Genomic DNA, 22,461 nt, shown 5'->3' with positions numbered 1-22,461 from the left:
TCCGACCCGCTTACGCGGTCGGACCGCCGAAGATGTCGATACGGTCGCCCTCGGCAAGGGTCACGATGGCGCGCTTGGAGCCGGCACGCTGACCGAAACCGGTCTTCGTGCGCTTGCGCTTGCCGATGCGGTTGATCGTGTTGACCCCGGTGACCTTGACCGAGAAGACCGCCTGGACGGCCTGCTTGATCTGGGTCTTGTTGGCGCCGGGGGCGACGATGAAGGTGTACTTGCCCTCGTCGAGAAGCGCGTAGCTCTTCTCCGACACGACCGGCTTCAGCAGCACGTCACGGGGGTCCGTGAACGCCTTGCTGGGCGCGGTGACGACGGTGTTCTTGCCCTCGGTGGCGTGGCGCTTCGCCTTGGCGACGCGCGCGGCCTTCGCGGCCTTGGCGGCCTTGGAGGCAATGCTCGGGTGACGCGTAGCCATCAGGCCTCGCTCCCTTCGGTGTCGTTGGCCTTGTTCGGGCCGGACACGAAGGACTCAAGGGCGGCCTGGGTGAAGACCACATCGTCCGAGACGATCACGTCGTACGTGTTCAGCTGGCCCGGCTCCAGGATGTGGACCTGGGGCAGGTTGCGGGCGGAGAGCCACGCGGCCTCGTCGGCGCGCTCGACGACCAGGAGCAGGTTCTTGCGCTCCGAGATCTTGCCGAACAGCGACCTGGCGGCCTTGGTGGACGGGTTCTCGCCCTCGATCACGCCGGAGACGACGTGGATGCGGTTGTGGCGGGCCCGGTCGGTGAGGGCGTGGCGCAGGGCCGCGGCCTTCATCTTCTTCGGGGTCCGCTGCGAGTAGTCACGCGGCTGCGGGCCGTGGACGACGCCACCACCGGCGAACTGCGGCGCGCGGGTCGAGCCCTGACGGGCGCGGCCGGTGCCCTTCTGGCGGTACGGCTTCTTGCCGCCACCACGGACTTCACCGCGGGTCTTGGTCTTGTGCGTGCCCTGACGGGCAGCGGCGTTCTGCGCGACGACGACCTGGTGGATCAGCGGGATGCTGACCTTCTCCACGCCGAAGATCTCCGCGGGGAGCTCGACGCTTCCGGTCTTCTCGCCGGCAGGCGAAAGGATGTCAACAGTGCTCATCGGTACCTCAGGCCCCCTTGGCCGCGGTGCGGACCAGGACGAGGCCGCCGTTCGGACCGGGAACCGCGCCCTTGATGAGCAGCAGACCCTTCTCCGCGTCAACGGCGTGGACGGTCAGGTTCTGGGTGGTGACCCGCTCGTTGCCCATGCGACCCGCCATGCGGAGGCCCTTGAACACACGGCCGGGGGTGGCGCAGCCACCGATGGAGCCGGGAGAGCGGTGCTTGCGCTGGGTGCCGTGACCGGCGCCGAGGCCCTTGAAGTTGTGACGCTTCATGACACCGGCGAAGCCCTTGCCCTTGCTCTTGCCGGTCACGTCCACCTTGACGCCGGCCTCGAAGACCTCGGCGGAGATCTCCTGGCCCAGCGTGTACTCGGAGGCGTCCGCGGTGCGGATCTCGACGAGGTGGCGACGGGGGGTGACGTCGGCCTTGGCGAAGTGACCCTTGAGGGGCTTGTTCACCTTGCGCGGGTCGATCTCGCCGAAGGCGATCTGGACCGACTCGTAGCCGTCGACATCGTTCGTACGGACCTGGGTCACGACGTTGGGGCCGGCCTTGACGACGGTGACCGGAACAACACGGTTGTTCTCGTCCCACACCTGCGTCATGCCGAGCTTCTCGCCCAGGATTCCCTTGATCTGCTTAGCCATTCTCAGATCACCGACCCTCAGAGCTTGATCTCGATGTCGACACCGGCCGGGAGGTCGAGTCGCATCAGAGAGTCAACGGTCTTGGGGGTGGGGTCGAGGATGTCGATCAGGCGCTTGTGCGTGCGCATCTCGAAGTGCTCGCGCGAGTCCTTGTACTTGTGCGGCGACTTGATGACGCAGTACACGTTCTTCTCAGTGGGCAGCGGCACCGGGCCCGCGACCGACGCACCAGTGCGCGTCACCGTCTCGACGATCTTCTTCGCCGAGGAGTCGATGACCTCGTGGTCGTAGGCCTTGAGCCGGATGCGGATCTTCTGTCCCGCCATGGCTACTCAGTAGTCCTTTGTCTCGTTTAACGCTCTGGAACCCGGTGTTCCGTCACCCGCTCCTCCGACCCACGCGGTCGGGCGTGTCGCGCTTCCGCTGACACAGATGCCCCTTGTTCGAGCATCCCCTGTCCGGGAAACACGGCCCTTCCTGCAACCGCTGGCCGGGGGCAGAAGCCCACCGGGTGCCTGGCCGGCGCCGCACTGACACTTCCCGAAAGATTCCCGTACGTCCGCCCCAGCGCTGCCGTGAGGCAGTTAGGGCGACGAGTACTGTGGGACTCGCTTCCGGTCCTCCCGGCGGGAGGCGCGCAGCATCAACACTCGACCGAGCAACCCCGCTAGTCTGCCATATGGGGCAGGGCCTCCGCCAATCGAGCCGGAGAGATTACCCCGAGAGTGACGCAGGTCAAACCCAGGGCGGCGGGAGCGGCGGCCGTGGGCGGGCCCGACGTCCGCGCCGTGCCGCTTGCCGGGCCCCCGAGCCGCGGGTAATCCGTTCGCCCGCCGCTGCCCCGCGCTCCTACGCTGATCAGGCACGTCGGCTGTCACGGGGGAACGTTCACCATGCGTACGCACTATCCGCGGACCAGGCATCTGCCCTGGTCGCCCGGCGCTACCGCCGACGATCTCCGGGTCACCGACCTGTCCGGTCTGCGCGGCCGCGAGGTCATCGTGACCGAGAAGCTCGACGGCGAGAACACCACGCTGTACGCCGACGGCCTGCACGCCCGCTCGCTCGACTCCGCCCACCACCCTTCTCGCACCTGGGTGAAGGCGCTCCAGGCCCGCGTCGGCCACGCCATCCCGGAGGGCTGGCGGGTGTGCGGGGAGAACATGTTCGCCCGGCACTCGATCGCGTACGACGACCTGGAGAGCTGGTTCTACGGCTTCTCGGTGTGGGACGGGGACGGGCGCTGCCTGGACTGGGACCGGACGGTGGCCTTTCTGCGCGGACTCGGGATTCCCGTGCCGCGGGTGCTGTGGCGGGGCGGGTTCGACGAGCGGGCGTTGCGCGCTCTGCGGCTGGACCTCGGGCGGCAGGAGGGGTACGTCGTCCGGGTGGTGGACGGCTTCGGCGCGGAGGAGTTCGGCGCGCGCGTCGCCAAGTGGGTGCGGGCCGGACACGTACGGACGGACACGCACTGGATGCATGCCGCCGTCGTCGAGAACGGGCTCGGAGCGCCGGCCGCGCTGTGGACCGTGCGCTCGGGAGCGACCGTGGAGGCGACGGCGCTGGAAGAGGCCGTCGGGCTGCCCGGCGAGGGCGATCGGGAGGCGGTCGCCCGCTTCGATCCGGCGGGGCGGACCGGCGACGACCGGCTCGTCGGCGTACTGGCCGCGCTGCTGCACGACGACAGGCAAGGCGGCCGGCGGGCACGGGTCGCGGCGCGGCTGGCCGGGGTCGTGGGCATGCCGCTCGCGCGCCGGGTCGCCGATCTCGTGGGGCTGCACCCCGCACTGCACCGGCCGTATCCGGACGAGGACCGCCGGACGGGCCTGGCCCGGCTGTCCCTCGCCGCCGACCTCGGTCTGCTGCACGCGGTCGCCCGGGCCACGGCGGCGACGGACGAGGCGCGCGAGCAGGTGGAGTGGTCGGCGCTGCACGCCGAGGAGGTGCGGGGTCTGGACGAGGGTGCCCTGCGCGAGGCGTTCGCCGGGCTGCGGCCCGACGCGGCCGTCCGCTGCCGGGCCGAGGCGCGGGAGGCGTACGCCCGGGGGCGGATCGGCGGCGGTGGCGGCGGTGTCGAGGAGGCCGTCGCCGTGACGTGGCGCTGGCGGTCGGGTGCCTTCCCGAAGCTGATCCAGCTGGCCGGTCCGGCGGGCAGCGGCAAGAGCACGTTCGCCCGGGGGCTCACGGGCGTGGACGCGTACGTGTCGTTGGACGATCTGCGCGAGGCGCGCGGCGCACGTGCCGACCAGCGGGCCAACGCGGACGTGCTGCGTGCCGGGCTCGACCGGCTGGACGGGGCGCTGGCCGCCGGAGGGACGGTGGTGTGGGACGCCACCTCGCTGAACCATCAGCAGCGCTCGCTGGCGCACGCGGTCGCCCACCGCCGCAACGCCCTGATCACCCATGCCGTGGTCCTGGTCGACGAGGACGAGCTGATCCGACGCAACGACCGCCGCGAGCACCCGGTACCGCCCGAGGTGCTCACCGCCCAGCTGCGCCGCTTCGCCCCGCCGTATCCGGGCGACGCGCACCGCACCTGGTACATCGGAGCGAGCGGGACCATAGAGGAAGAGGTGTGAGGAACCGTGCGTACGAGCGAGGAGATCTATCACCGGGTGCGCTGGGACGCGCGCTTCGACCCGGCCCGCTTCGTGCTCGGCATCCTCCAGCGCAACGCCGCGCCCAAGCGTGTCCCGCTGCCCGTGTTCGTGCCCGGTGGCGAGATCCCGTGGCACCGGGTGCTGTTCTTCGAGGCCGACGGTGAGGTGGTGTGGGACCGGGCCACGGGTGTGGACCGGATCGACGCGACGGAGGCGGGGCGCGTGCGGGAGGCCCGGCTGCTCCGGGCGCCGTTCTTCACGGCCCGTACGCCGTACGCGTGGGACGGAGAGGACTGGGTGCCCGCGGCTCGCTCACCGCGCGGGGCCGTGGCCGTATCGTCCGGCTCCGCCGGTGTACGGGTGCTGACCTGGAACATCCTCTGGGACCGGTACGACGCCGACCTCATCGACAGCGCCGGGCGCAGGCCGTTGCTGCTGCGGGCCCTGCGCGACGCCGATGTGGACGTGATCGCGCTGCAGGAGGTCGAGGCGGAGCTGGTGTCCCTGCTCCTGCGCGAACCCTGGGTACGAGCGGGCTGGACGCTGGGGACGGACCCGCGAGGGCGGGACGTGGACGAGTGCGGTCTGCTCCTCCTGAGCCGGTTGCCGGTCCGCGAGGCCGCGTTCAACGCGCTGGGGCCGCACAAGGCGGTGACGGCCGTGGTGGTGGAGTCCGGCACGGGGACCGTGGGGGCGGGCGTGCGGCCCCTCGTCGTCGCGGCGACGCACCTGAGCAGCGACCACTCGACCGATGGTGCCGGTCGCCGCGCCGCCGAACTGGCCCGTGTCGCCGAGGGGTTGGCGGGTCTGGACACCGATCTGGTCCTGCTGGGCGACTTCAACGACGGCGGCGACACACCTCAGCTGACGCTCGGCATGCGGGACGCGTGGTGCGAGACGCACGGCGCCGCCGACGCGACCCCGACCTTCGACCCGGGCGCCAATCCGCTGGCCGCGGTCTCGTCCCTGACGGGGCGGGCGTCCCGGCTGGACCGGGTGCTGCTGCGCGGGGAGGGACTGCGGGTACGGCGGGCCGAGCTGTACGGGGACACGCCCACGGCGGAGGGGCTGTACATCTCGGATCACTACGGGGTGCGGGCGGAAGTGGCCCCGGACGGCCCGGCCCCGGACACCTCCGCGTGCCTCGGCATCCGGCCGACGGCCCGTACGGCACTGGCGTGGCTGCCTCCCGAGGAGCTGTGGCCGCCGCTGCAGGACATCCGCCGCGACCACGACCCGCAGATCCACCGCTGGCCCCCACACGTGAACGTGCTCTTCGGCTTCGTACCGGAACACGCCTTCGAACAGGCGGCCTCGGTGCTCGCGACGGCCACGACGGCTCCGTTCGACGCCCGGCTGGAGGGCGTGCACTGGTTCGGCCACCGGGACGACGCGACGGTGTGGCTCGACCCCGCGGCGGACGGCGAGGGGCCATGGACCGAGCTGCACGACACACTCGTACGCCACTTCCCGCGCTGCCGCGGCCGCCACGCGGGCTTCACCCCGCACCTGAGCCTGGGCCGCACCACCGACCCGAACACCCTGGCCGCCGCCTGCGAGGCTCGGCTCGCCCCGGTGCGGGCCCGGGTCGGCGAACTGGCACTGCTGTCGCGACGCGGGGACGAGCCGATGCGTGTACGGGGGACGGTGAGCCTGGGGACGGGAGAGGTGCGCTGGAGGGAGGAGCCGGCGCCGTACGAGCACGGGTACGAGCACGGGTACGGGGTCGTCGACATGGCCGACAGCGCCGAGGCCGACCGGATCACGCGTCGCATCGCGGAGGCGTTCCCCGACGGCGTCGTGCATGTCGTCGGCTCCCGGCGCATGGGCTGCGCGCTGCCCGGCGCGGACCTGGACCTGGTGGCGGCGCTGCCCGGCACGGTCGAACTCGCCACCGTACAGACGAAGTTGGGCGCGGCGACGCGTGAGGCCGCCGATGTGCGCGAGGTGGTCGGGGCCCGCGTACCCGGTCTGCGGTTGCGGCTCGGCGGGCTGGATGTGGACCTGGCCGTCGTGGCCACCGGATCGATGGACCCCGCCGAGGCGGTGGACCGCCGGGCCGAGTTGGGCGAGGCGGCGGCGACCGCGCTCAGCGCGGTGAGCGACGCCGACGCGGTGCTCGCCTCGGTGGGCGCCCACGGGCCGGCCTTCGCCCGGTTGGCCCGGCAGGTCAAGGCGTGGGCGAAGGCCCGGGGCCTGGACTCGGCGCCGTTCGGCGGCCTGCCGGGTCTGGCCTGGTCCGTCCTGGCGGCCCGCACGGCGGGCGAGGCCGGCGACCTGCCGACCGCCGATCTCCTACGGCACTTCTTCGCGACGTGGGCGGCGTGGGACTGGCGCGCGCCGGTGGGCGCTCCGGTCAGGTCCCCTCACCCCCTCCCCCTCACCATCACCACCCCCTCCGCCCCCGTCCGCCCCTGCACGGACCAGGTCACGACGGGCATGCGCGACCTGATCACGCAAGAGCTGTTCCGAGCCTGGGAGCTGCTGGAAGAGACGGGGAAGGAGAAGGAGAAGGAGAAGGCGACCGGGGATTCGTCCCCCTGGGCCGATTTGCTCGCCCCTCCCCCGCTCCACCGCCGTCACACCGCCTGGGCGATCGTGACGGTGGGCGGGGGCGCGGACGAGGGCCGGGTGCGGGGCAGAATGCGGGCCCTGATCACCGACCTCGCCGAGGCGGCCCCCGAGTGTCACGCCTGGCCCCGCCCCTTCACCACGGCCCCCGCCCGCTATGCCATCGGCCTGGGCCGGACCGCGCCGACCGCCGCCGACCTGACCGCCGTGGCGGAACGCCGGCTGCGCGGCCTGGCGGGGGTCACGCTCACCGGGGCCGAGGGCGGCGAGGTACCGACGCTCCGCTGAACGCCGAAGGTCAGACCACGTCGACGTAGTCGGCCGCGCTGGTGGCAACGCCGGTCGTCGAGTTGCCGTAGTACACCCAGCGGTAGGAACCGTCGGTGGACGCGGTGACCGTGGTCTTCAGGGCGCCGGTGCTGCTGGTGGTGGCCTTCTTGACCGTCTTGAAGGTGTCGGTGCCCTTGGCACGGAACTGGAGGCTGACCGTACGGCCGCTGTAGGCGTCGTACCTCTTCGTGCTCCAGTTCGCCCGGGTCAGCCTGCCCGTGACGGTGATCGTCCTGCCCTTGGTGACCGGTTCCGGCGAGGCGTTGGCGGTGACCTTGGCCGCGCGCTTGAGCTGGGCGGTCTTGGAGCGCGTCTCGAGTTCCCCGGTCTTGAGGCCTCCGTCGGCCTTCCACAGGCGCAGGGAGACGCCGACCTTCCACGTCGTGGCGTCGCTGTTGGAGTCGACGTGCTCCTGGCTCGGATGCGGATCGATGTAGAGGTTGCCCTCGCAACGGGCGTGCTTGGAGTCGATCTCGAAGCAGGTGTAGCTGCCCGGCTGGATGAAGTTCTCTCCGGTGTCGGCCGCCGTCCCGATGGCGCCGCGGTAGAGGAAGGGGTACGCGTCGTAGCGGGAGGGGTCAGCGGTGCTGTACCCGGACGGCAGAGCGATGCTGAAACTGATGGGCGGCTCCACCTCCTGCGAGGTGCCGACCACAATCGGCTTGCCGTTGTTGATGACGATGTCCGACACGGTGATACCGGTGTCCGCCGCCTGAGCCGCCGGCGCGTTCAGCACCGAGAGCCCCAGCGCCCCCACGAGCGTGGCCACCGCGACGGTCCGTCTGCCTGTCTTCATTCACACCTCTTCTGAAGGATGCCGATACGGAGGCGGCAGACTACCAATGGCGTGATCATGCCCACCCGGCCGCCTCAGCTCCCAGCGGCGAGGCCCGCGCGTGCTCCGGTGGCTGAACAGCGCCGGGAGAACGCTCGTCAACATCACGGCGACCCCAGCGACCCGTGCTCCGGTGGCACGGGCAGTCTCTGAGCCCTGTGCGAAGCTGGGTGCTGGTGTGGGCCAGGGACATCGAGATCGCTCGCCGTCCCGGCCTGTCCGCCCGCCACGCTCACGCGAAGAGCAACCTGGAACACGAGGATTCGGTCATCGCCCGGGAAGCCCTGCGGGAGCTGAGCGCCGTCCTGGACGAGGCGATGAAAGCCGTCCGCGAGTGAGCTGGAAGTAGGAGTACGCCTTCGGCGCGGAGGAAGCCGCCCGCACGGCTCCCGCCGATTGGGCGGCGACGTCATCGTTCCCCGGCGGCATACCGCCGCCCCGCTCACCTCCCCGCCGCCAGCCCCTCCCCCAACGCCCCATACGCCGGCTTCCGCCCGTACCCCTCGTCCATCGGCGTCGCCGCCCCCTGGCCCTCGAACACCCCCGGCACCCACGAGTACCGGTCCGTGTACCCCCACACCGTGAAGGACCTGCAGCTCCGCGCACCCAGGCACGCGTCCAGCAGCCTCCGGAAATAGCTCGCCTGGGTCGCGAGCTTCGCCGAGTCCGCCGGCAGGATCATCCGGACGTCGACCTCCGTGAACGCCGTCTGCATCCCCAGCGCCTCGAAGCGGGCGAGGTTCTCGGCGACCTGCCCCGGGAAGCCGTACTGGATCGCCAGATGGCCCTGGATGCCGAAGCCCTGTACCGGGACGCCCTCGGCACGCAATCGCTTCGCCAGTTCGTAGTACGCCGTGGACTTCGCGTTGACGCCCTCCACGTTGTAGTCGTTGAGGAAGAGCCTGGCCTTCGGGTCGGCGGCGTGGGCCCAGCGGAAGGCGTCCGCGATGTAGGAGGGGCCGAGTTGCTGCAGCCAGATCGAGTTCCGCAGGCTGCCGTCCTCCTCGAAGACCTCGTTCACCACGTCCCACTGCTGTATCCGGCCCTTGTACCGCTTCACCTCGGTGGTGATGTGGTGGCGCAGGATGCCGCGCAGTTCGGTCGCGTCGATCGACCCGTCCGCCACCCCCTCCGTCAGCCAGCCCGGCAGTTGGCTGTGCCACACCAGGGTGTGGCCGCGGACGACCTGGCCGTGGGCGCGGGCGTAGCGGACGAGGTCGTCGGCCGGCCTCCAGTCGTAGACACCGCGCTGCGGCTCCACCGACTCCCACTTCATGACGTTCTCGGCGGTGACGGAATCGAATTCGCGGGCCGTCGTTCTGCGGTACGTGCGGTCCTCGGCCAGCGCGGTCATGTCCACGGCGGTGCCGATGCGTACGCCCGCCCGGTCGGCGAGCACCCGCAGCGGTGGCCCGGCGTGCGCGGAGGCCGGCTGCGCCACCACCCCCGTGGCCAGGAGCGCGCCGATCGGCAGGGCGAGGACGGGCATGCGGAAGCGGTTCATGTGCGGGTCCCTTCTCGTCGGCGAATGCCGTGACTCAGCGAATGCGGTGACTCAGCGGATCCAGCGGCTCAGCGGATCCGGTGGCTCTCCAGGGGGCCCAGATACGTAGGGGCCAACCCACCGGTGTCGATCACCAGCCTTTGCAGCACGACCGTCGGATCGACCATCCAGAACTTCAGGCGGTGCACTCCGGACCGCCCGATCGTGTGACGGGTCGCGGTGACATTGACGTTGTCCGAGGTGTTCCGCGCCCACTGCCTGTTCATCAGGCCGTCGTCCGCGCCCGTCACCGCGTGGATGTCGACCGTGCGCGGGGTGTCGTCACCGAAGGACACCGCGTATCGCAGACCGCCCGTCGCCAACGCGGGATTCCGGGGCGAGACGTACGCCCAGACGGTGACCTCACCGGCCGACAGCAGGCTGACCTCGTACTCCAGCCGAGGCCCGGCGCCCCCCGGGGTCTGGCGGGGAGCCGTCACCGGCCACGGAGTCAGCCCCGCGCCCGTGCGGCCGATCCGCTCGATCCGCCGCCACCGGACCCGGCCGTCACGCGAGCCCACCGCCCGCACATGATGCTCCGCGTCGATCGCCACATACCCGCCCGCCTCGACGAACCCCCGCAGCCCCCGCGCCTCCCGGGCCGACGGCTTCTCCGCCATGGCCTTGACGGTCACCGAGGCCCCGGCACCGCTCACTGTCACTGAACCCTCAGCCCGACCGCCACCCGGCACCCGCCCCCAATCCACCCGCATCCCCACCCGAACCTGCTCCTCCACCCGCCCCCGCGACCGCTCCGGCACCAGCCACGGCACCGACGACTCGATCCGGTACTCGAAGGGCGTACGACCCCGGTTGAACACCTCGACATACTGTTGGGGCCGCGTCTGATACGGGCTGAACACCGGAAGCACCGCCTCCGCGGTGGAACGAGGCCACCACGCCCCCGAGTCGTCCGCCCCGTCGACCGCCACCCCCAACTCCGCGGCCTCGGGCACCTCGATCCGCCGCACCTTGGGGAAGATCTCGTCCGGCAGCGCCACGTTGTTCCGCTCCGGCTGCTGCCAACCCGCATTCGGCCCGTAGCGCTCGACGTCCCCGTATCCGATGTGCGGCTGGGTCTGGAAGCCCCGCCATTTCCCGCCCGCCACCTCGGAGTTGAAGCGGTCGGCCAACGCGAAGTCCCGCTCCAGTCCCGCCTCGGCGGCCGTCGCCCGGCCGTTCGTCGCCGCCCTCCCCTGCCCGGCGTAGAGCAGGTTCTTGAACTCGGCCTCCCGTAACCCGTACAGGTTCGCCGTGGCCAGCACCGCGTACCCGACCAGCTCGAACCACGCGTCCTGGGCGCCCGCCGGAAGTCGCCGCGCCACCCGTTCCGCCCGCTTCGCCAGCGCCCGCCACTCCTCGGTGACGCGTTCCAGCTCCCGGTGGCCGAAGTAGAACGGCGTCTCCTGGTCGTCGTAGACGATCGCGCGCTCGTCCTTCGTCGGGTCCTTCGACGCGTCCAGAGTGATCCGGCGGTTCAGCAGCTCCGGCTTGCGACGGGCCTGGAGCTGCCCGTACTCGCTCAGCACCTCGGCGATCTCCGACGAGATGCCCGGCCCGCCACCCCCGAAGTTCTGCCGCGCGAACCCCCGCTCCCACTCCCCCAGGCTCTCCAGCCCCCAACGCCCCGGGTTCCAGGCGTAGTTGAGGAAGAACTCGGTCGGCAGCTCATTCCCCTTCAGGTCACCGACGTTCACCACCCACAGCCCACGGTTCCCCAAAGCGCTCGCCTCGTGCAGCTGCTCCCACAGATTCGCGAGGTTCGCCGTGTCGACCCACTTGTAGTTGCGGCCGACGCCGACGTAGTCGAAGTGGTAGTACAGCCCGTAGCCCCCAGGCCGTACGGGTTCCCCCGGATCCGGGTGCTTGCGGATGTTGCCCCAGTTGTCGTCCGTCAGGACGACCGTGACGTCGTCCGGCGCCCGCAGGCCCCGGTCCCAGTACCGCTGGACCTCCTTGTACAGGGTCCACACCTGCGGAGTCTCCTCCACCGGCCGGCCGGTCACCTCGGCGATGATCCCCCGCTGTGTCTCGATGATCTCCCGCATCAGCTCGATGCCGTCACCGTCCGGCAGGCTCGTGTCGCCGTTCCCGCGCATCCCCAGCGTGACGACGCCCTCGAAGTCCTCGTCGACCATGCGCCGGATGCCGTCGCGCCAGTACGCCCTGATGGCCTCGGCGTTCCGGCGGTACGACCACTCCCCCGTGCCCCCGTAGGGGTCCCGCCCGGGAGTCACGATCGCACCGGTGGAGTCCCGCACCGCCGGCACCGCATGGCGGTTCCACTCCTCGATGCCCCGCATCATGGGTGCCTCGTGAGACGTGCCCATGACAACCCCGTACTCCTTCGCCCGCGCGTGGTTCTCCGGGTCGTCCTCGGCGAAGGCCCTCCCCCACACCGCCGGCCAGACGTAGTTCCCCTTCAGGCGAAGCAACACCTCGAAGACCTTGGCCCAGAAGGCGGCGTTGAAGCCCCCGGGATGCCCGGGCGCCTTCCCGGGCCCGAAGTACGCGGGCGCCCATGTCCCGAGCGCCGGGTTCTCGTCGTTGATGAAGATGCCCCGGTACTTCACGGCCGGCGTCCCCTGGCTTAAGCGGCCCGGCCGCACATACACCGCGTCCCGGCGGACCGGCGGCACGTCGTCCCACCAGTACCAGGGCGAGACCCCGATGCCGTACGAGACGTCGTACGCCCCGAAGATCGTGCCGCGCGGATCGCTGCCCGCGACGACGAAAGCCCGCTCCACCCCGGGCATCGGCCGCTCGACGACCGTCTGCAGCGAGGTCTCCCACTTCCCCCGCACCCCGCCGACATCCAGTTTCCCGGCGGCGATCAGCCCGTCGATCAGCGGACTGCGGCCGATGGTCCCCACCAGCACGACCTCGGGCCCCACCGCGTCCCCCGGCCGGACGCCCGTCACCCGCTCGATGTCGTCCCGCAGATCCCCCGCGACCCGTACGACTCCGGGGTGATCCTCGGGGCTGACCACGACCGGAGCCCCGACCAGCGGAAACGCCCCCGCCACGGGCGAGAAGGAGAGGTACGCCCCCGGATCCGTAGCCCTCACGTCCGTAGCCCCCGAGTCCGTCACCCGCGGAGCCCCGGCGCCGACTTCCGCCCTCGCACCCCCGGCCTGCATCGACAGCACCGGCACCGCGGCGATCCCGGCTCCGAGAACACCCCTGCGGCTGACGTACCCAGACATGGCACACACCCCTCCACGCGCATTTGGTCAGCGGCATGACAAATAGTGAAGGGAGTGACCGGCGGGGGGAACGGGTCGTAAGCGTCGAATAGTTTCGAAGCCCGCACCCGTACCCACCCGTACCCACACAGCGAAGAGGCCCGTACGACCGAAGTCGTACGGGCCTCTCCAGAGACCTACCGGGTCAGTTCAAGATCACTTGGTGATCTTGGTGACCTGGCCGGCGCCCACGGTCCGGCCACCCTCACGGATGGCGAACTTCAGGCCCTCTTCCATGGCGATGGGCTGGATGAGCTCAACCTTCATCTCAGTGTTGTCGCCGGGCATGACCATCTCGGTGCCCTCGGGGAGGGTCACAACACCGGTCACGTCAGTCGTACGGAAGTAGAACTGCGGACGGTAGTTGTTGAAGAACGGCGTGTGGCGGCCACCCTCGTCCTTGGACAGGATGTAGGCCTGGGCCTCGAACTCGGTGTGCGGGGTGACCGAACCCGGCTTGATGATGACCTGGCCGCGCTCGACGTCCTCGCGCTTGATGCCACGGAGGAGCAGACCGACGTTCTCACCGGCCTGGCCCTCGTCGAGCAGCTTGCGGAACATCTCGATGCCGGTGACCGTGGTGGTGGTCTTCTCCTGCTTGATGCCCACGATGTCGACGGTCTCGTTGACCTTGAGGACACCACGCTCGATACGACCGGTGACGACGGTGCCACGACCGGTGATCGTGAAGACGTCCTCGATCGGCATCAGGAACGGCTTGTCGACGTCACGCTCGGGCTGCGGGATGTTCTCGTCAACGGCCTTCATCAGGTCGAGGACGGACTGGCCCCACTCCTTGTCGCCCTCAAGGGCCTTGAGCGCGGAGACCTTGACGACCGGCAGGTCGTCGCCCGGGAACTCGTACTCGGAGAGCAGCTCACGGACCTCGAGCTCGACGAGCTCCAGGATCTCCTCGTCGTCCACCATGTCGGCCTTGTTCAGGGCGACGACGATGTACGGAACGCCGACCTGGCGGGCCAGGAGCACGTGCTCCTTGGTCTGCGGCATCGGGCCGTCGGTGGCGGCGACAACGAGGATGGCGCCGTCCATCTGCGCCGCACCCGTGATCATGTTCTTGATGTAGTCCGCGTGACCGGGGCAGTCGACGTGGGCGTAGTGACGCGTCTCGGTCTGGTACTCGACGTGCGCGATCGAGATCGTGATACCGCGCTGACGCTCCTCGGGAGCCTTGTCGATCTGGTCGAAGGCCGAGGCCTCGTTCAGGTCCGGGAACGCGTCGTGCAGCACCTTGGTAATGGCGGCCGTGAGGGTCGTCTTACCGTGGTCGATGTGACCGATGGTGCCGATGTTGACGTGGGGCTTAGTCCGCTCGAACTTCGCCTTCGCCACTGGGTCCTCCTGTGGAGTGGTTCTGGTACGCCTTACTCATCGGCGCCAGGTGATCTTTGCTGGGATGCCGCCCGCCGGGATTTTCCCTTGCCGGGTGAGCCCCGGCGGTCGGTGTCAAGCCTAAAGCGTGTAAACGGGGTGCGTTACTCGCCCTTGGCCTTCGCGATGATCTCCTCGGCGACGTTCCGCGGAACCTCGGCGTAGGAGTCGAACTGCATCGAGTAGCTCGCGCGACCCGACGTCTTGCTGCGGAGGTCTCCGACGTAGCCGAACATCTCCGAGAGGGGCACGAGGCCCTTCACGATGCGGGCACCGGCCCGCTCCTCCATGGCCTGGATCTGGCCACGACGGGAGTTGATGTCGCCGATGACCTCGCCCATGTAGTCCTCGGGCGTGGTGACCTCGACGGCCATCATCGGCTCAAGGAGCACGGGGGACGCCTTGCGCGCGGCCTCCTTGAAGGCCTGCGAACCGGCGATCTTGAAGGCGAGCTCGGAGGAGTCGACCTCGTGGTAGCCACCGTCGATGAGCGTGACGCGGACGCCCGTCATCTCGTAGCCCGCGAGGATGCCGAACTGCATGGCCTCCTGCGCACCGGCGTCCACCGAAGGGATGTACTCCTTCGGGATACGGCCACCGGTCACCTTGTTCACGAACTCGTACGAGGCGTCGCCGCCCTCGATGGGCTCGATCGCGATCTGCACCTTGGCGAACTGCCCGGTACCACCGGTCTGCTTCTTGTGCGTGTAGTCGACGCGCTCGACAGCCTTGCGGATCGTCTCGCGATAGGCGACCTGCGGCTTGCCGACGTTGGCCTCGACCTTGAACTCACGGCGCATACGGTCGACCAGCACCTCGAGGTGCAGCTCGCCCATACCACCGATGATGGTCTGGCCCGTCTCCTCGTCCGAGTGGACCTGGAAGGAGGGGTCCTCCTCCGCGAGACGCTGGATGGCGACACCCAGCTTCTCCTGGTCACCCTTGGACTTGGGCTCGATGGCGACCTGGATGACCGGCGCCGGGAAGTCCATGGACTCCAGGATCACCGGGTTCTTGTCGTCGCTCAGCGTCTCACCGGTGGTGGTCTGCTTGAGGCCCATGACGGCGACGATGTCGCCGGCGCCCACCGACTCGATCTCCTCACGCTTGTTCGCGTGCATGCGGTAGATCTTGCCGATGCGCTCCTTCTTGCCCTTGACGGAGTTCAGCACGGCGGTGCCGGACTCCAGGCGGCCCGAGTACACCCGGACGAAGGTGAGCTTGCCCAGGTGCGGGTCGCTCATGATCTTGAACGCGAGCGCGGACAGCGGCTCGTCGTCGGACGGCTTGCGCTTGACGACCAGCTCGGGGTCCTTCACGTCGTGGCCCTCGATGGCCTCGACGTCGAGCGGGGTCGGCAGGTAGCGCACGACCGCGTCGAGCAGGGGCTGAACGCCCTTGTTCTTGAACGCGGTGCCACAGAACACCGGGGTGACCGTGGTGTCGTTGGACTTGCCGGACGCGATGGTGATGCGACGGATCGCGGCGTACAGCTGCTCCTCGGTGGGCTCCTGGCCCTCCAGGTACAGCTCCATGATCTCTTCGTCGTTCTCGGCGACGGCCTCGATCAGCTTGCCGCGGTACTCCTCGGCAGCCTCGGCGTGCGTGGCCGGGATGTCGACGACGTCGTACATCTCGCCCTTGGCGGCCTCGGCGGACCACACGAACGCCTTCATGGTGACGAGGTCGACGACACCCTTGAAGTCGGCCTCGGCCCCGATCGGGAGCTGCATGACGAGCGGCTGGGCGCCCAGACGGTCCGAGATCATGTCCACGCAGCGGTGGAACTCGGCGCCGGTGCGGTCCAGCTTGTTGACGAAGCAGATGCGGGGCACGCCGTAACGGTCGGCCTGACGCCACACCGTCTCGGACTGCGGCTCCACGCCGGCGACGCCGTCGAACACCGTCACGGCACCGTCGAGAACGCGGAGCGAACGCTCCACCTCGACGGTGAAGTCGACGTGACCCGGGGTGTCGATGATGTTGATCGTGTGGTCAACGCCCTCGAGCGGCCAGTGACAGGTGGTGGCAGCAGAGGTGATCGTGATGCCACGCTCCTGCTCCTGCTCCATCCAGTCCATGGTCGCGGCGCCGTCGTGGACCTCACCGATCTTGTAGCTGACGCCGGTGTAGAAGAGGATCCGCTCGGTGGTGGTCGTCTTGCCCGCGTCGATGTGGGCCATGATCCCGATGTTGCGGACCCTGGCCAGGTCAAGTGAAGTGGTAGCCATAAGGCTTCGGTCTTCTCTCGGTCTCGATGGGGGTAGCGACTACCAGCGGTAGTGCGCGAAGGCCTTGTTGGACTCGGCCATCTTGTGGGTGTCCTCGCGCTTCTTCACAGCGGCGCCGAGGCCGTTGGAGGCGTCGAGAAGCTCGTTGAGCAGACGCTCGGTCATGGTCTTCTCGCGACGGGCGCGGGAGTAACCGACCAGCCAGCGCAGCGCGAGCGTGTTGGCACGACCGGGCTTGACCTCGATCGGAACCTGGTACGTCGCACCACCGACACGGCGGGACTTGACCTCGAGGGTCGGCTTGATGTTCTCCAGCGCGCGCTTCAGCGTGATGACCGGGTCATTGCTGGTCTTCTCGCGCAGGCCCTCCATGGCGCCGTACACGATGCGCTCGGCGGTGGAGCGCTTGCCGTTCAGCAGCACCTTGTTGATGAGCGACGTGACAAGAGGAGAACCGTAGACCGGGTCGATGATGACCGGGCGCTTCGGGGCGGGGCCCTTACGAGGCATTCTTACTTCTCCTTCTTGGCGCCGTAGCGGCTGCGGGCCTGCTTGCGGTTCTTGACACCCTGGGTGTCGAGCGAACCGCGGATGATCTTGTAGCGAACACCGGGCAGGTCCTTCACACGGCCGCCGCGCACGAGCACGATGGAGTGCTCCTGCAGGTTGTGTCCCTCACCCGGAATGTAAGCGGTGACCTCGATCCCGCTGGTCAGACGCACACGCGCGACCTTACGCAGGGCCGAGTTCGGCTTCTTCGGGGTGGTCGTGAACACACGCGTGCAGACGCCGCGGCGCTGGGGCGAACCCTCGAGCGCGGGCGTCTTGTTCTTCTCGACCTTGTCCTGCCGGCCCTTCCGGACCAGCTGCTGGATCGTAGGCACTACTTCTCCGGTTTCTGTGTGCCGAATGGTGAAGCTAACCTGGAACATTCACCGACCCACGCGGTCGGGTGTGTCGAAACTGCAGACTCCCGCCGCGAGGCAGAAAGGGCGCAGATTGCGGTGGCTGCTTACGGCTCCCCCTGTGCGGTGTGAAGGCACGCACGAGAGCCAGGGCACACCCCAGGCACAAGGTCTGAGCGTACCTACCTCATTCGCTACGGTCAAAACAAATGGGCGTGCGGTGGTTTAAGGACCGGGCGTCCTGGAGCTCTGGAGGGGCTGCGGTTCCGCGAACGCGGATGCTGAGCGGCCTGGCGCGCGGTTCCCCGCGCCCCCGAAAGACCGCCTCCCACCAGCACCGCTCACAGTCCGCTGCTCGACGACACTCCCGCGATCATCATGATCGTGAGGAAGAACGCCCAGCCGGCCACGGAGAGCCAGCCGAGGATGATGCCGGCCAGGGCGAAACCCTCACCGCCCTCGCCCGTGCGCTTCATCTCGGCGCGGGCGGTGTGGCCGAGAATCACGGCCGGGATGCCCGTCAGCCCCATCGTCATGGTCGTCAGTACCCCACAGACCATGGAGCCCACCGCCTTGCCGTTGGTCGGAGGCGGTAGGACGGGCGCCGGCATGAACGTTCTCGGGACCATCGGCGTCATGGGGGCCATGGCGCTCGGCTGCATCCCTGAGGGGCCCTGGGGCAGGTCGGCGACCAGGAGGGCCAGCTCCCCCACTGTGCGTGCCTTGTAGGCCCGCTCAATGCGCCTCTCGTACTCGTCCTGCGGGAGGCGGCCCTCGCTGAAGCCCGCCTTGAGTACATCGACGGCACGCTCACGATCGGCGTGTGCGGCCAGCAGCGAAGGACTACTGCCCTGCGGCTGCTGCCACGGCATCGGCTGCCACGACGGGTTCGACACGAGAAACACTCCCCCGGACTGGTTGTCCCTCCATGATGCTGCAACGCCCGGCCAACGGCATCGGTTCCCCGCCCCACTTCTGTCCCGGTTTTGCCACACCGAACACCCGGACAACGCCGAAGGGCGGCCACCCCGTACGAAACGGAGCGACCGCCCTTCGACTCAAGCAACTACAACTGCTCGCCTACTGGTTGTACGGACCGTAGTCGTAGTCCTCCAGCGGGACGGCCTGGCCGGAGCCCGTGCCGAACGGCGAGTAGTCGATGTCGTCGTAGCCGACGGCCGAGTACATCGCGGCCTTGGCCTCCTCGGTCGGCTCGACCCGGATGTTGCGGTAGCGGGACAGACCCGTACCGGCCGGGATGAGCTTACCGATGATGACGTTCTCCTTGAGGCCGATGAGGCTGTCGGACTTGGCGTTGATCGCCGCGTCCGTCAGGACTCGGGTCGTCTCCTGGAAGGAGGCGGCCGACAGCCAGGATTCCGTCGCCAGCGAGGCCTTGGTGATACCCATCAGCTGCGGACGACCGGAGGCCGGGTGACCGCCCTCCTGGACCACACGACGGTTCTCGGTCTCGAACTTCGAGCGCTCGACCAGCTCGCCGGGCAGCAGCTCGGCGTCGCCGGACTCGATGATCGTCACCCGGCGGAGCATCTGCCGGATGATGATCTCGATGTGCTTGTCGTGGATCGACACACCCTGCGAGTTGTAGACCTTCTGGACCTCGCCGACCAGGTGGACCTGGACGGCACGCTGGCCCAGGATGCGCAGCACGTCGTGCGGGTTGGTGGCACCCACGGTGAGCTTCTGGCCCACCTCGACGTGCTCGCCCTCGCTGACCATCAGACGGGCACGCTTCGAGATGGGGTAGGCCATCTCGTCGCTGCCGTCGTCCGGGGTGACGACGATCTTCTTGGTCTTCTCGGTCTCCTCGATCCGCACGCGGCCGGAGGCCTCGGAGATCGGGGCGACACCCTTCGGGGTACGGGCCTCGAAGAGCTCGACGACACGCGGCAGACCCTGGGTGATGTCGTCACCGGCCACACCACCGGTGTGGAAGGTACGCATCGTCAGCTGGGTACCGGGCTCACCGATGGACTGGGCGGCGATGATGCCGACCGCCTCACCGATGTCGACCAGCTTGCCGGTGGCCAGGGAGCGGCCGTAGCACATGGCACACGTGCCGACCTTGGACTCACAGGTCAGGATCGAGCGGGTCTTGACCTCCTCGACACCGTGGTGCACGAGCTGGTCGATGAGCACGTCGCCCAGGTCCACGTTGGCCGGCGCGATCACCTTGCCGTCGATGACGACGTCCTCGGCGAGCATGCGGGCGTAGACGCTGGTCTCGACGTCCTCGGCCTTGCGCAGGACACCGGTCTCGTCCTTCGAGGCGATCCGCAGCTTCAGACCGCGCTCGGTGCCACAGTCCTCCTCGCGGATGATCACGTCCTGCGAGACGTCCACCAGACGACGGGTCAGGTAACCCGAGTCGGCGGTACGCAGGGCGGTGTCCGCCAGACCCTTACGGGCACCGTGCGTGGAGATGAAGTACTCCAGCACGGAGAGACCCTCACGGAACGAGGCCTTGATGGGACGCGGGATCGTCTCGTTCTTCGCGTTCGACACGAGACCACGCATACCGGCGATCTGACGCATCTGCATCATGTTGCCTCGTGCACCCGAGTTCACCATCATGAAGATCGGGTTGGTCTTCGGGAAGTTCTCGTTCATCGCCTCGGCGACCTCGTTGGTCGCCTTGGTCCAGATCGCGATGAGCTCCTGCGTGCGCTCGTCCTTGGTGATCAGACCGCGCTCGTACTGCTTCTGGACCTTCTCGTCCTGCGCCTCGTACCCGCGGACGATCTCCTTCTTCGCCTCGGGAACGACGACGTCGGAGATGGCCACGGTGACACCGGAACGGGTCGCCCAGAAGAAGCCGGACGCCTTCAGGTTGTCGAGCGTCGCCGCCACGATGACCTTGGGGTACCGCTCGGCGAGGTCGTTGACGATCTCGGAGAGCTGCTTCTTGCCGACCTCGTAGTCGACGAACGGGTAGTCCTCGGGCAGCAGCTCGTTGAAGAGCGCGCGGCCCAGCGTGGTCTTCAGGGTGAAGGTGTCACCCTGCTGCCACTCCGGCTCGCCCTCCTCACGCGCCGGCGGGGTCCAGCCGCGCGGCGGGATGGTGCCCACCGGGAAGCGGATGTCCACGCGCGACTGCAGCGAGAGCTCGCCGGCGTCGAACGCCATGATCGCCTCGGCGACCGACGAGAACGAGCGGTCCTCGCCCTTGACGTCGCGCATCTCGCCGTCGGTGGTGAGGAAGAACAGACCGAGGACCATGTCCTGGGTCGGCATCGTCACCGGACGGCCGTCGGCGGGCTTGAGGATGTTGTTCGAGGACAGCATCAGGATGCGGGCCTCGGCCTGCGCCTCCGCGGAGAGCGGCAGGTGCACGGCCATCTGGTCACCGTCGAAGTCCGCGTTGAACGCGGTGCAGACGAGCGGGTGGATCTGGATGGCCTTGCCCTCGACCAGCTGCGGCTCGAAGGCCTGGATGCCGAGGCGGTGCAGGGTGGGAGCACGGTTCAGCAGAACCGGGTGCTCGGCGATGACCTCTTCGAGGACGTCGTACACGACCGTACGGCCGCGCTCCACCATGCGCTTGGCGCTCTTGATGTTCTGCGCGTGGTTGAGGTCCACGAGCCGCTTCATCACGAACGGCTTGAAGAGCTCCAGCGCCATCGCCTTCGGCAGACCGCACTGGTGCAGCTTCAGCTGCGGACCGACGACGATCACGGAACGCGCGGAGTAGTCCACACGCTTGCCGAGCAGGTTCTGACGGAATCGACCCTGCTTGCCCTTCAGCATGTCGCTGAGGGACTTCAGCGGGCGGTTACCGGGACCGGTGACCGGACGGCCACGACGGCCGTTGTCGAACAGCGCGTCGACGGCCTCCTGGAGCATGCGCTTCTCGTTGTTCACGATGATCTCGGGCGCGCCGAGGTCGAGAAGCCGCTTCAGACGGTTGTTCCGGTTGATCACACGGCGGTACAGGTCGTTCAGGTCGGAGGTCGCGAAGCGGCCACCGTCCAGCTGCACCATCGGGCGAAGGTCCGGCGGGATGACCGGGACGCAGTCGAGGACCATGCCCTTGGGGCTGTTGGAGGTCTGCAGGAAGGCAGACACGACCTTCAGCCGCTTCAGCGCACGGGTCTTCTTCTGGCCCTTGCCGGTACGGATGATCTCGCGGAGGCGCTCGGCCTCCTCGTCCAGGTCGAAGGACTCCAGGCGCTTCTGCAGCGCCGCGGCACCCATCGAACCGTCGAAGTACGTGCCGAAGCGGTCACGCAGCTCGCGGTAGAGGAGCTCGTCGCCCTCCAGGTCCTGGACCTTGAGGTTCTTGAACCGGGTCCACACCTCGTCGAGACGGTCGATCTCGCGCTGCGTACGGTCGCGCAGCTGCTTCATCTCACGCTCGGCACCTTCGCGCACCTTGCGGCGCACATCGGCCTTGGCACCCTCGGCCTCGAGCTCGGCCAGGTCGGTCTCGAGCTTCTTGGCGCGGGCCTCGAGGTCGGCGTCGCGACGGTTCTCGATCTGCTGACGCTCGACGGAGACGTGGGCCTCCAGCGACGGCAGGTCGCGGGTGCGGCGCTCGTCGTCGACGTACGTGATCATGTACGCCGCGAAGTAGATGACCTTCTCCAGGTCCTTCGGGGCGAGGTCGAGCAGGTAGCCCAGCCGCGACGGAACGCCCTTGAAGTACCAGATGTGGGTGACGGGAGCGGCCAGCTCAATGTGGCCCATCCGCTCACGGCGCACCTTGGCGCGAGTGACCTCGACGCCACAGCGCTCACAGATGATGCCCTTGAAGCGGACACGCTTGTACTTGCCGCAGTAGCACTCCCAGTCCCGGGTCGGACCGAAGATCTTCTCGCAGAAGAGTCCGTCCTTTTCGGGCTTGAGCGTGCGGTAGTTGATCGTCTCGGGCTTCTTGACCTCGCCGTGGCTCCACTGACGGATGTCGTCAGCGGTGGCCAGACCGATCCGGAGCTCGTCGAAGAAGTTGACGTCGAGCACTATGCGTCAATCCCTCTCAGGGTTGTAAGTCATGGGGTCTGATACGGGGGTCCTGGGGCCGGAGGCCTTCATGGCGAAGGCCTCCGAACTC

16 protein-coding genes are annotated in these 22,461 nt (G+C 68.7%); 3 read left to right on the top strand and 13 right to left on the bottom strand.

What is annotated here, in order from left to right; translation table 11 throughout:
* Positions 1-10 precede the first annotated feature (10 nt).
* Genes rplW through rpsJ form a run of 4 tightly spaced genes read right to left on the bottom strand, consistent with a single transcriptional unit; the run spans position 11 to position 2,067 of the window.
* On the bottom strand, positions 11-430 hold the full coding sequence (gene rplW, locus JIX55_RS31245) for a 50S ribosomal protein L23 (RefSeq protein ID WP_152171195.1): 420 nt from the start codon (positions 428-430) through the stop codon (positions 11-13).
* Positions 430-1,089: a 50S ribosomal protein L4 gene (gene rplD / locus JIX55_RS31240; protein WP_257566571.1), complete on the bottom strand. Its 660-nt coding sequence runs from the start codon at positions 1,087-1,089 to the stop codon at positions 430-432. The genes rplW and rplD overlap by 1 nt, the downstream gene beginning before the upstream one ends.
* A gap of 7 nt (positions 1,090-1,096) precedes the next feature.
* Complete coding sequence (rplC, locus tag JIX55_RS31235; protein WP_005481233.1) at positions 1,097-1,741, bottom strand: 50S ribosomal protein L3; 645 nt, start codon at positions 1,739-1,741, stop codon at positions 1,097-1,099.
* A gap of 17 nt (positions 1,742-1,758) precedes the next feature.
* A complete protein-coding gene (gene rpsJ / locus JIX55_RS31230) occupies positions 1,759-2,067 on the bottom strand; it encodes a 30S ribosomal protein S10 (RefSeq protein WP_003948644.1) in 309 nt (102 codons plus the stop codon).
* 567 nt (positions 2,068-2,634) lie between these two features.
* Between rpsJ and JIX55_RS31225 the strand changes: the two genes are divergently transcribed.
* Together JIX55_RS31225 and JIX55_RS31220 are read left to right on the top strand one after the other, a co-directional pair.
* The gene (locus JIX55_RS31225) at positions 2,635-4,320 is read left to right on the top strand and encodes an RNA ligase family protein (RefSeq protein WP_257566570.1); all 1,686 of its coding nucleotides are present in this window, start codon (positions 2,635-2,637) and stop codon (positions 4,318-4,320) included.
* Positions 4,321-4,326: 6 nt separating this feature from the next.
* Positions 4,327-7,200, top strand: coding sequence for a poly(A) polymerase (locus JIX55_RS31220; protein WP_257566569.1), 2,874 nt, complete (start codon positions 4,327-4,329; stop codon positions 7,198-7,200).
* A 10-nt stretch (positions 7,201-7,210) separates the two neighbouring features.
* Here the strand turns inward: JIX55_RS31220 and JIX55_RS31215 are convergent, their stop codons facing one another.
* On the bottom strand, positions 7,211-8,038 hold the full coding sequence (locus JIX55_RS31215; RefSeq protein ID WP_257566568.1) for a hypothetical protein: 828 nt from the start codon (positions 8,036-8,038) through the stop codon (positions 7,211-7,213).
* A 197-nt stretch (positions 8,039-8,235) separates the two neighbouring features.
* Between JIX55_RS31215 and JIX55_RS31210 the strand changes: the two genes are divergently transcribed.
* Positions 8,236-8,415, top strand: coding sequence for a hypothetical protein (locus JIX55_RS31210; RefSeq protein WP_443046574.1), 180 nt, complete (start codon positions 8,236-8,238; stop codon positions 8,413-8,415).
* Positions 8,416-8,519: 104 nt separating this feature from the next.
* Here JIX55_RS31210 and JIX55_RS31205 read toward each other — a convergent pair whose 3' ends face one another.
* The 8 genes from JIX55_RS31205 to JIX55_RS31170 all read right to left on the bottom strand — a co-directional run bounded on the left by JIX55_RS31205 (position 8,520) and on the right by JIX55_RS31170 (position 22,370).
* On the bottom strand, positions 8,520-9,581 hold the full coding sequence (locus tag JIX55_RS31205) for an endo-1,4-beta-xylanase (protein WP_257566567.1): 1,062 nt from the start codon (positions 9,579-9,581) through the stop codon (positions 8,520-8,522).
* 68 nt (positions 9,582-9,649) lie between these two features.
* Positions 9,650-12,826, bottom strand: coding sequence for a glycosyl hydrolase 115 family protein (locus tag JIX55_RS31200; RefSeq protein WP_257566566.1), 3,177 nt, complete (start codon positions 12,824-12,826; stop codon positions 9,650-9,652).
* Positions 12,827-13,021: 195 nt separating this feature from the next.
* On the bottom strand, positions 13,022-14,215 hold the full coding sequence (gene tuf / locus JIX55_RS31195) for an elongation factor Tu (RefSeq protein ID WP_257566565.1): 1,194 nt from the start codon (positions 14,213-14,215) through the stop codon (positions 13,022-13,024).
* A gap of 143 nt (positions 14,216-14,358) precedes the next feature.
* A complete protein-coding gene (gene fusA, locus JIX55_RS31190; RefSeq protein ID WP_257566564.1) occupies positions 14,359-16,485 on the bottom strand; it encodes an elongation factor G in 2,127 nt (708 codons plus the stop codon).
* A gap of 39 nt (positions 16,486-16,524) precedes the next feature.
* Positions 16,525-16,995, bottom strand: coding sequence for a 30S ribosomal protein S7 (rpsG, locus tag JIX55_RS31185; RefSeq protein ID WP_005481264.1), 471 nt, complete (start codon positions 16,993-16,995; stop codon positions 16,525-16,527).
* 2 nt (positions 16,996-16,997) lie between these two features.
* A complete protein-coding gene (rpsL, locus tag JIX55_RS31180; protein WP_003948652.1) occupies positions 16,998-17,369 on the bottom strand; it encodes a 30S ribosomal protein S12 in 372 nt (123 codons plus the stop codon).
* A gap of 362 nt (positions 17,370-17,731) precedes the next feature.
* On the bottom strand, positions 17,732-18,286 hold the full coding sequence (locus JIX55_RS31175) for a DUF1707 and DUF4190 domain-containing protein (RefSeq protein WP_257566563.1): 555 nt from the start codon (positions 18,284-18,286) through the stop codon (positions 17,732-17,734).
* Between the two features lie 184 nt (positions 18,287-18,470).
* On the bottom strand, positions 18,471-22,370 hold the full coding sequence (locus tag JIX55_RS31170; protein WP_257566562.1) for a DNA-directed RNA polymerase subunit beta': 3,900 nt from the start codon (positions 22,368-22,370) through the stop codon (positions 18,471-18,473).
* Positions 22,371-22,461: the final 91 nt, after the last annotated feature.

Origin of the sequence: Streptomyces sp. DSM 40750, from assembly GCF_024612035.1 — a bacterium.
GTDB lineage: Bacteria > Actinomycetota > Actinomycetes > Streptomycetales > Streptomycetaceae > Streptomyces.
This window is presented reverse-complemented; position numbering and strand designations above follow the sequence as displayed.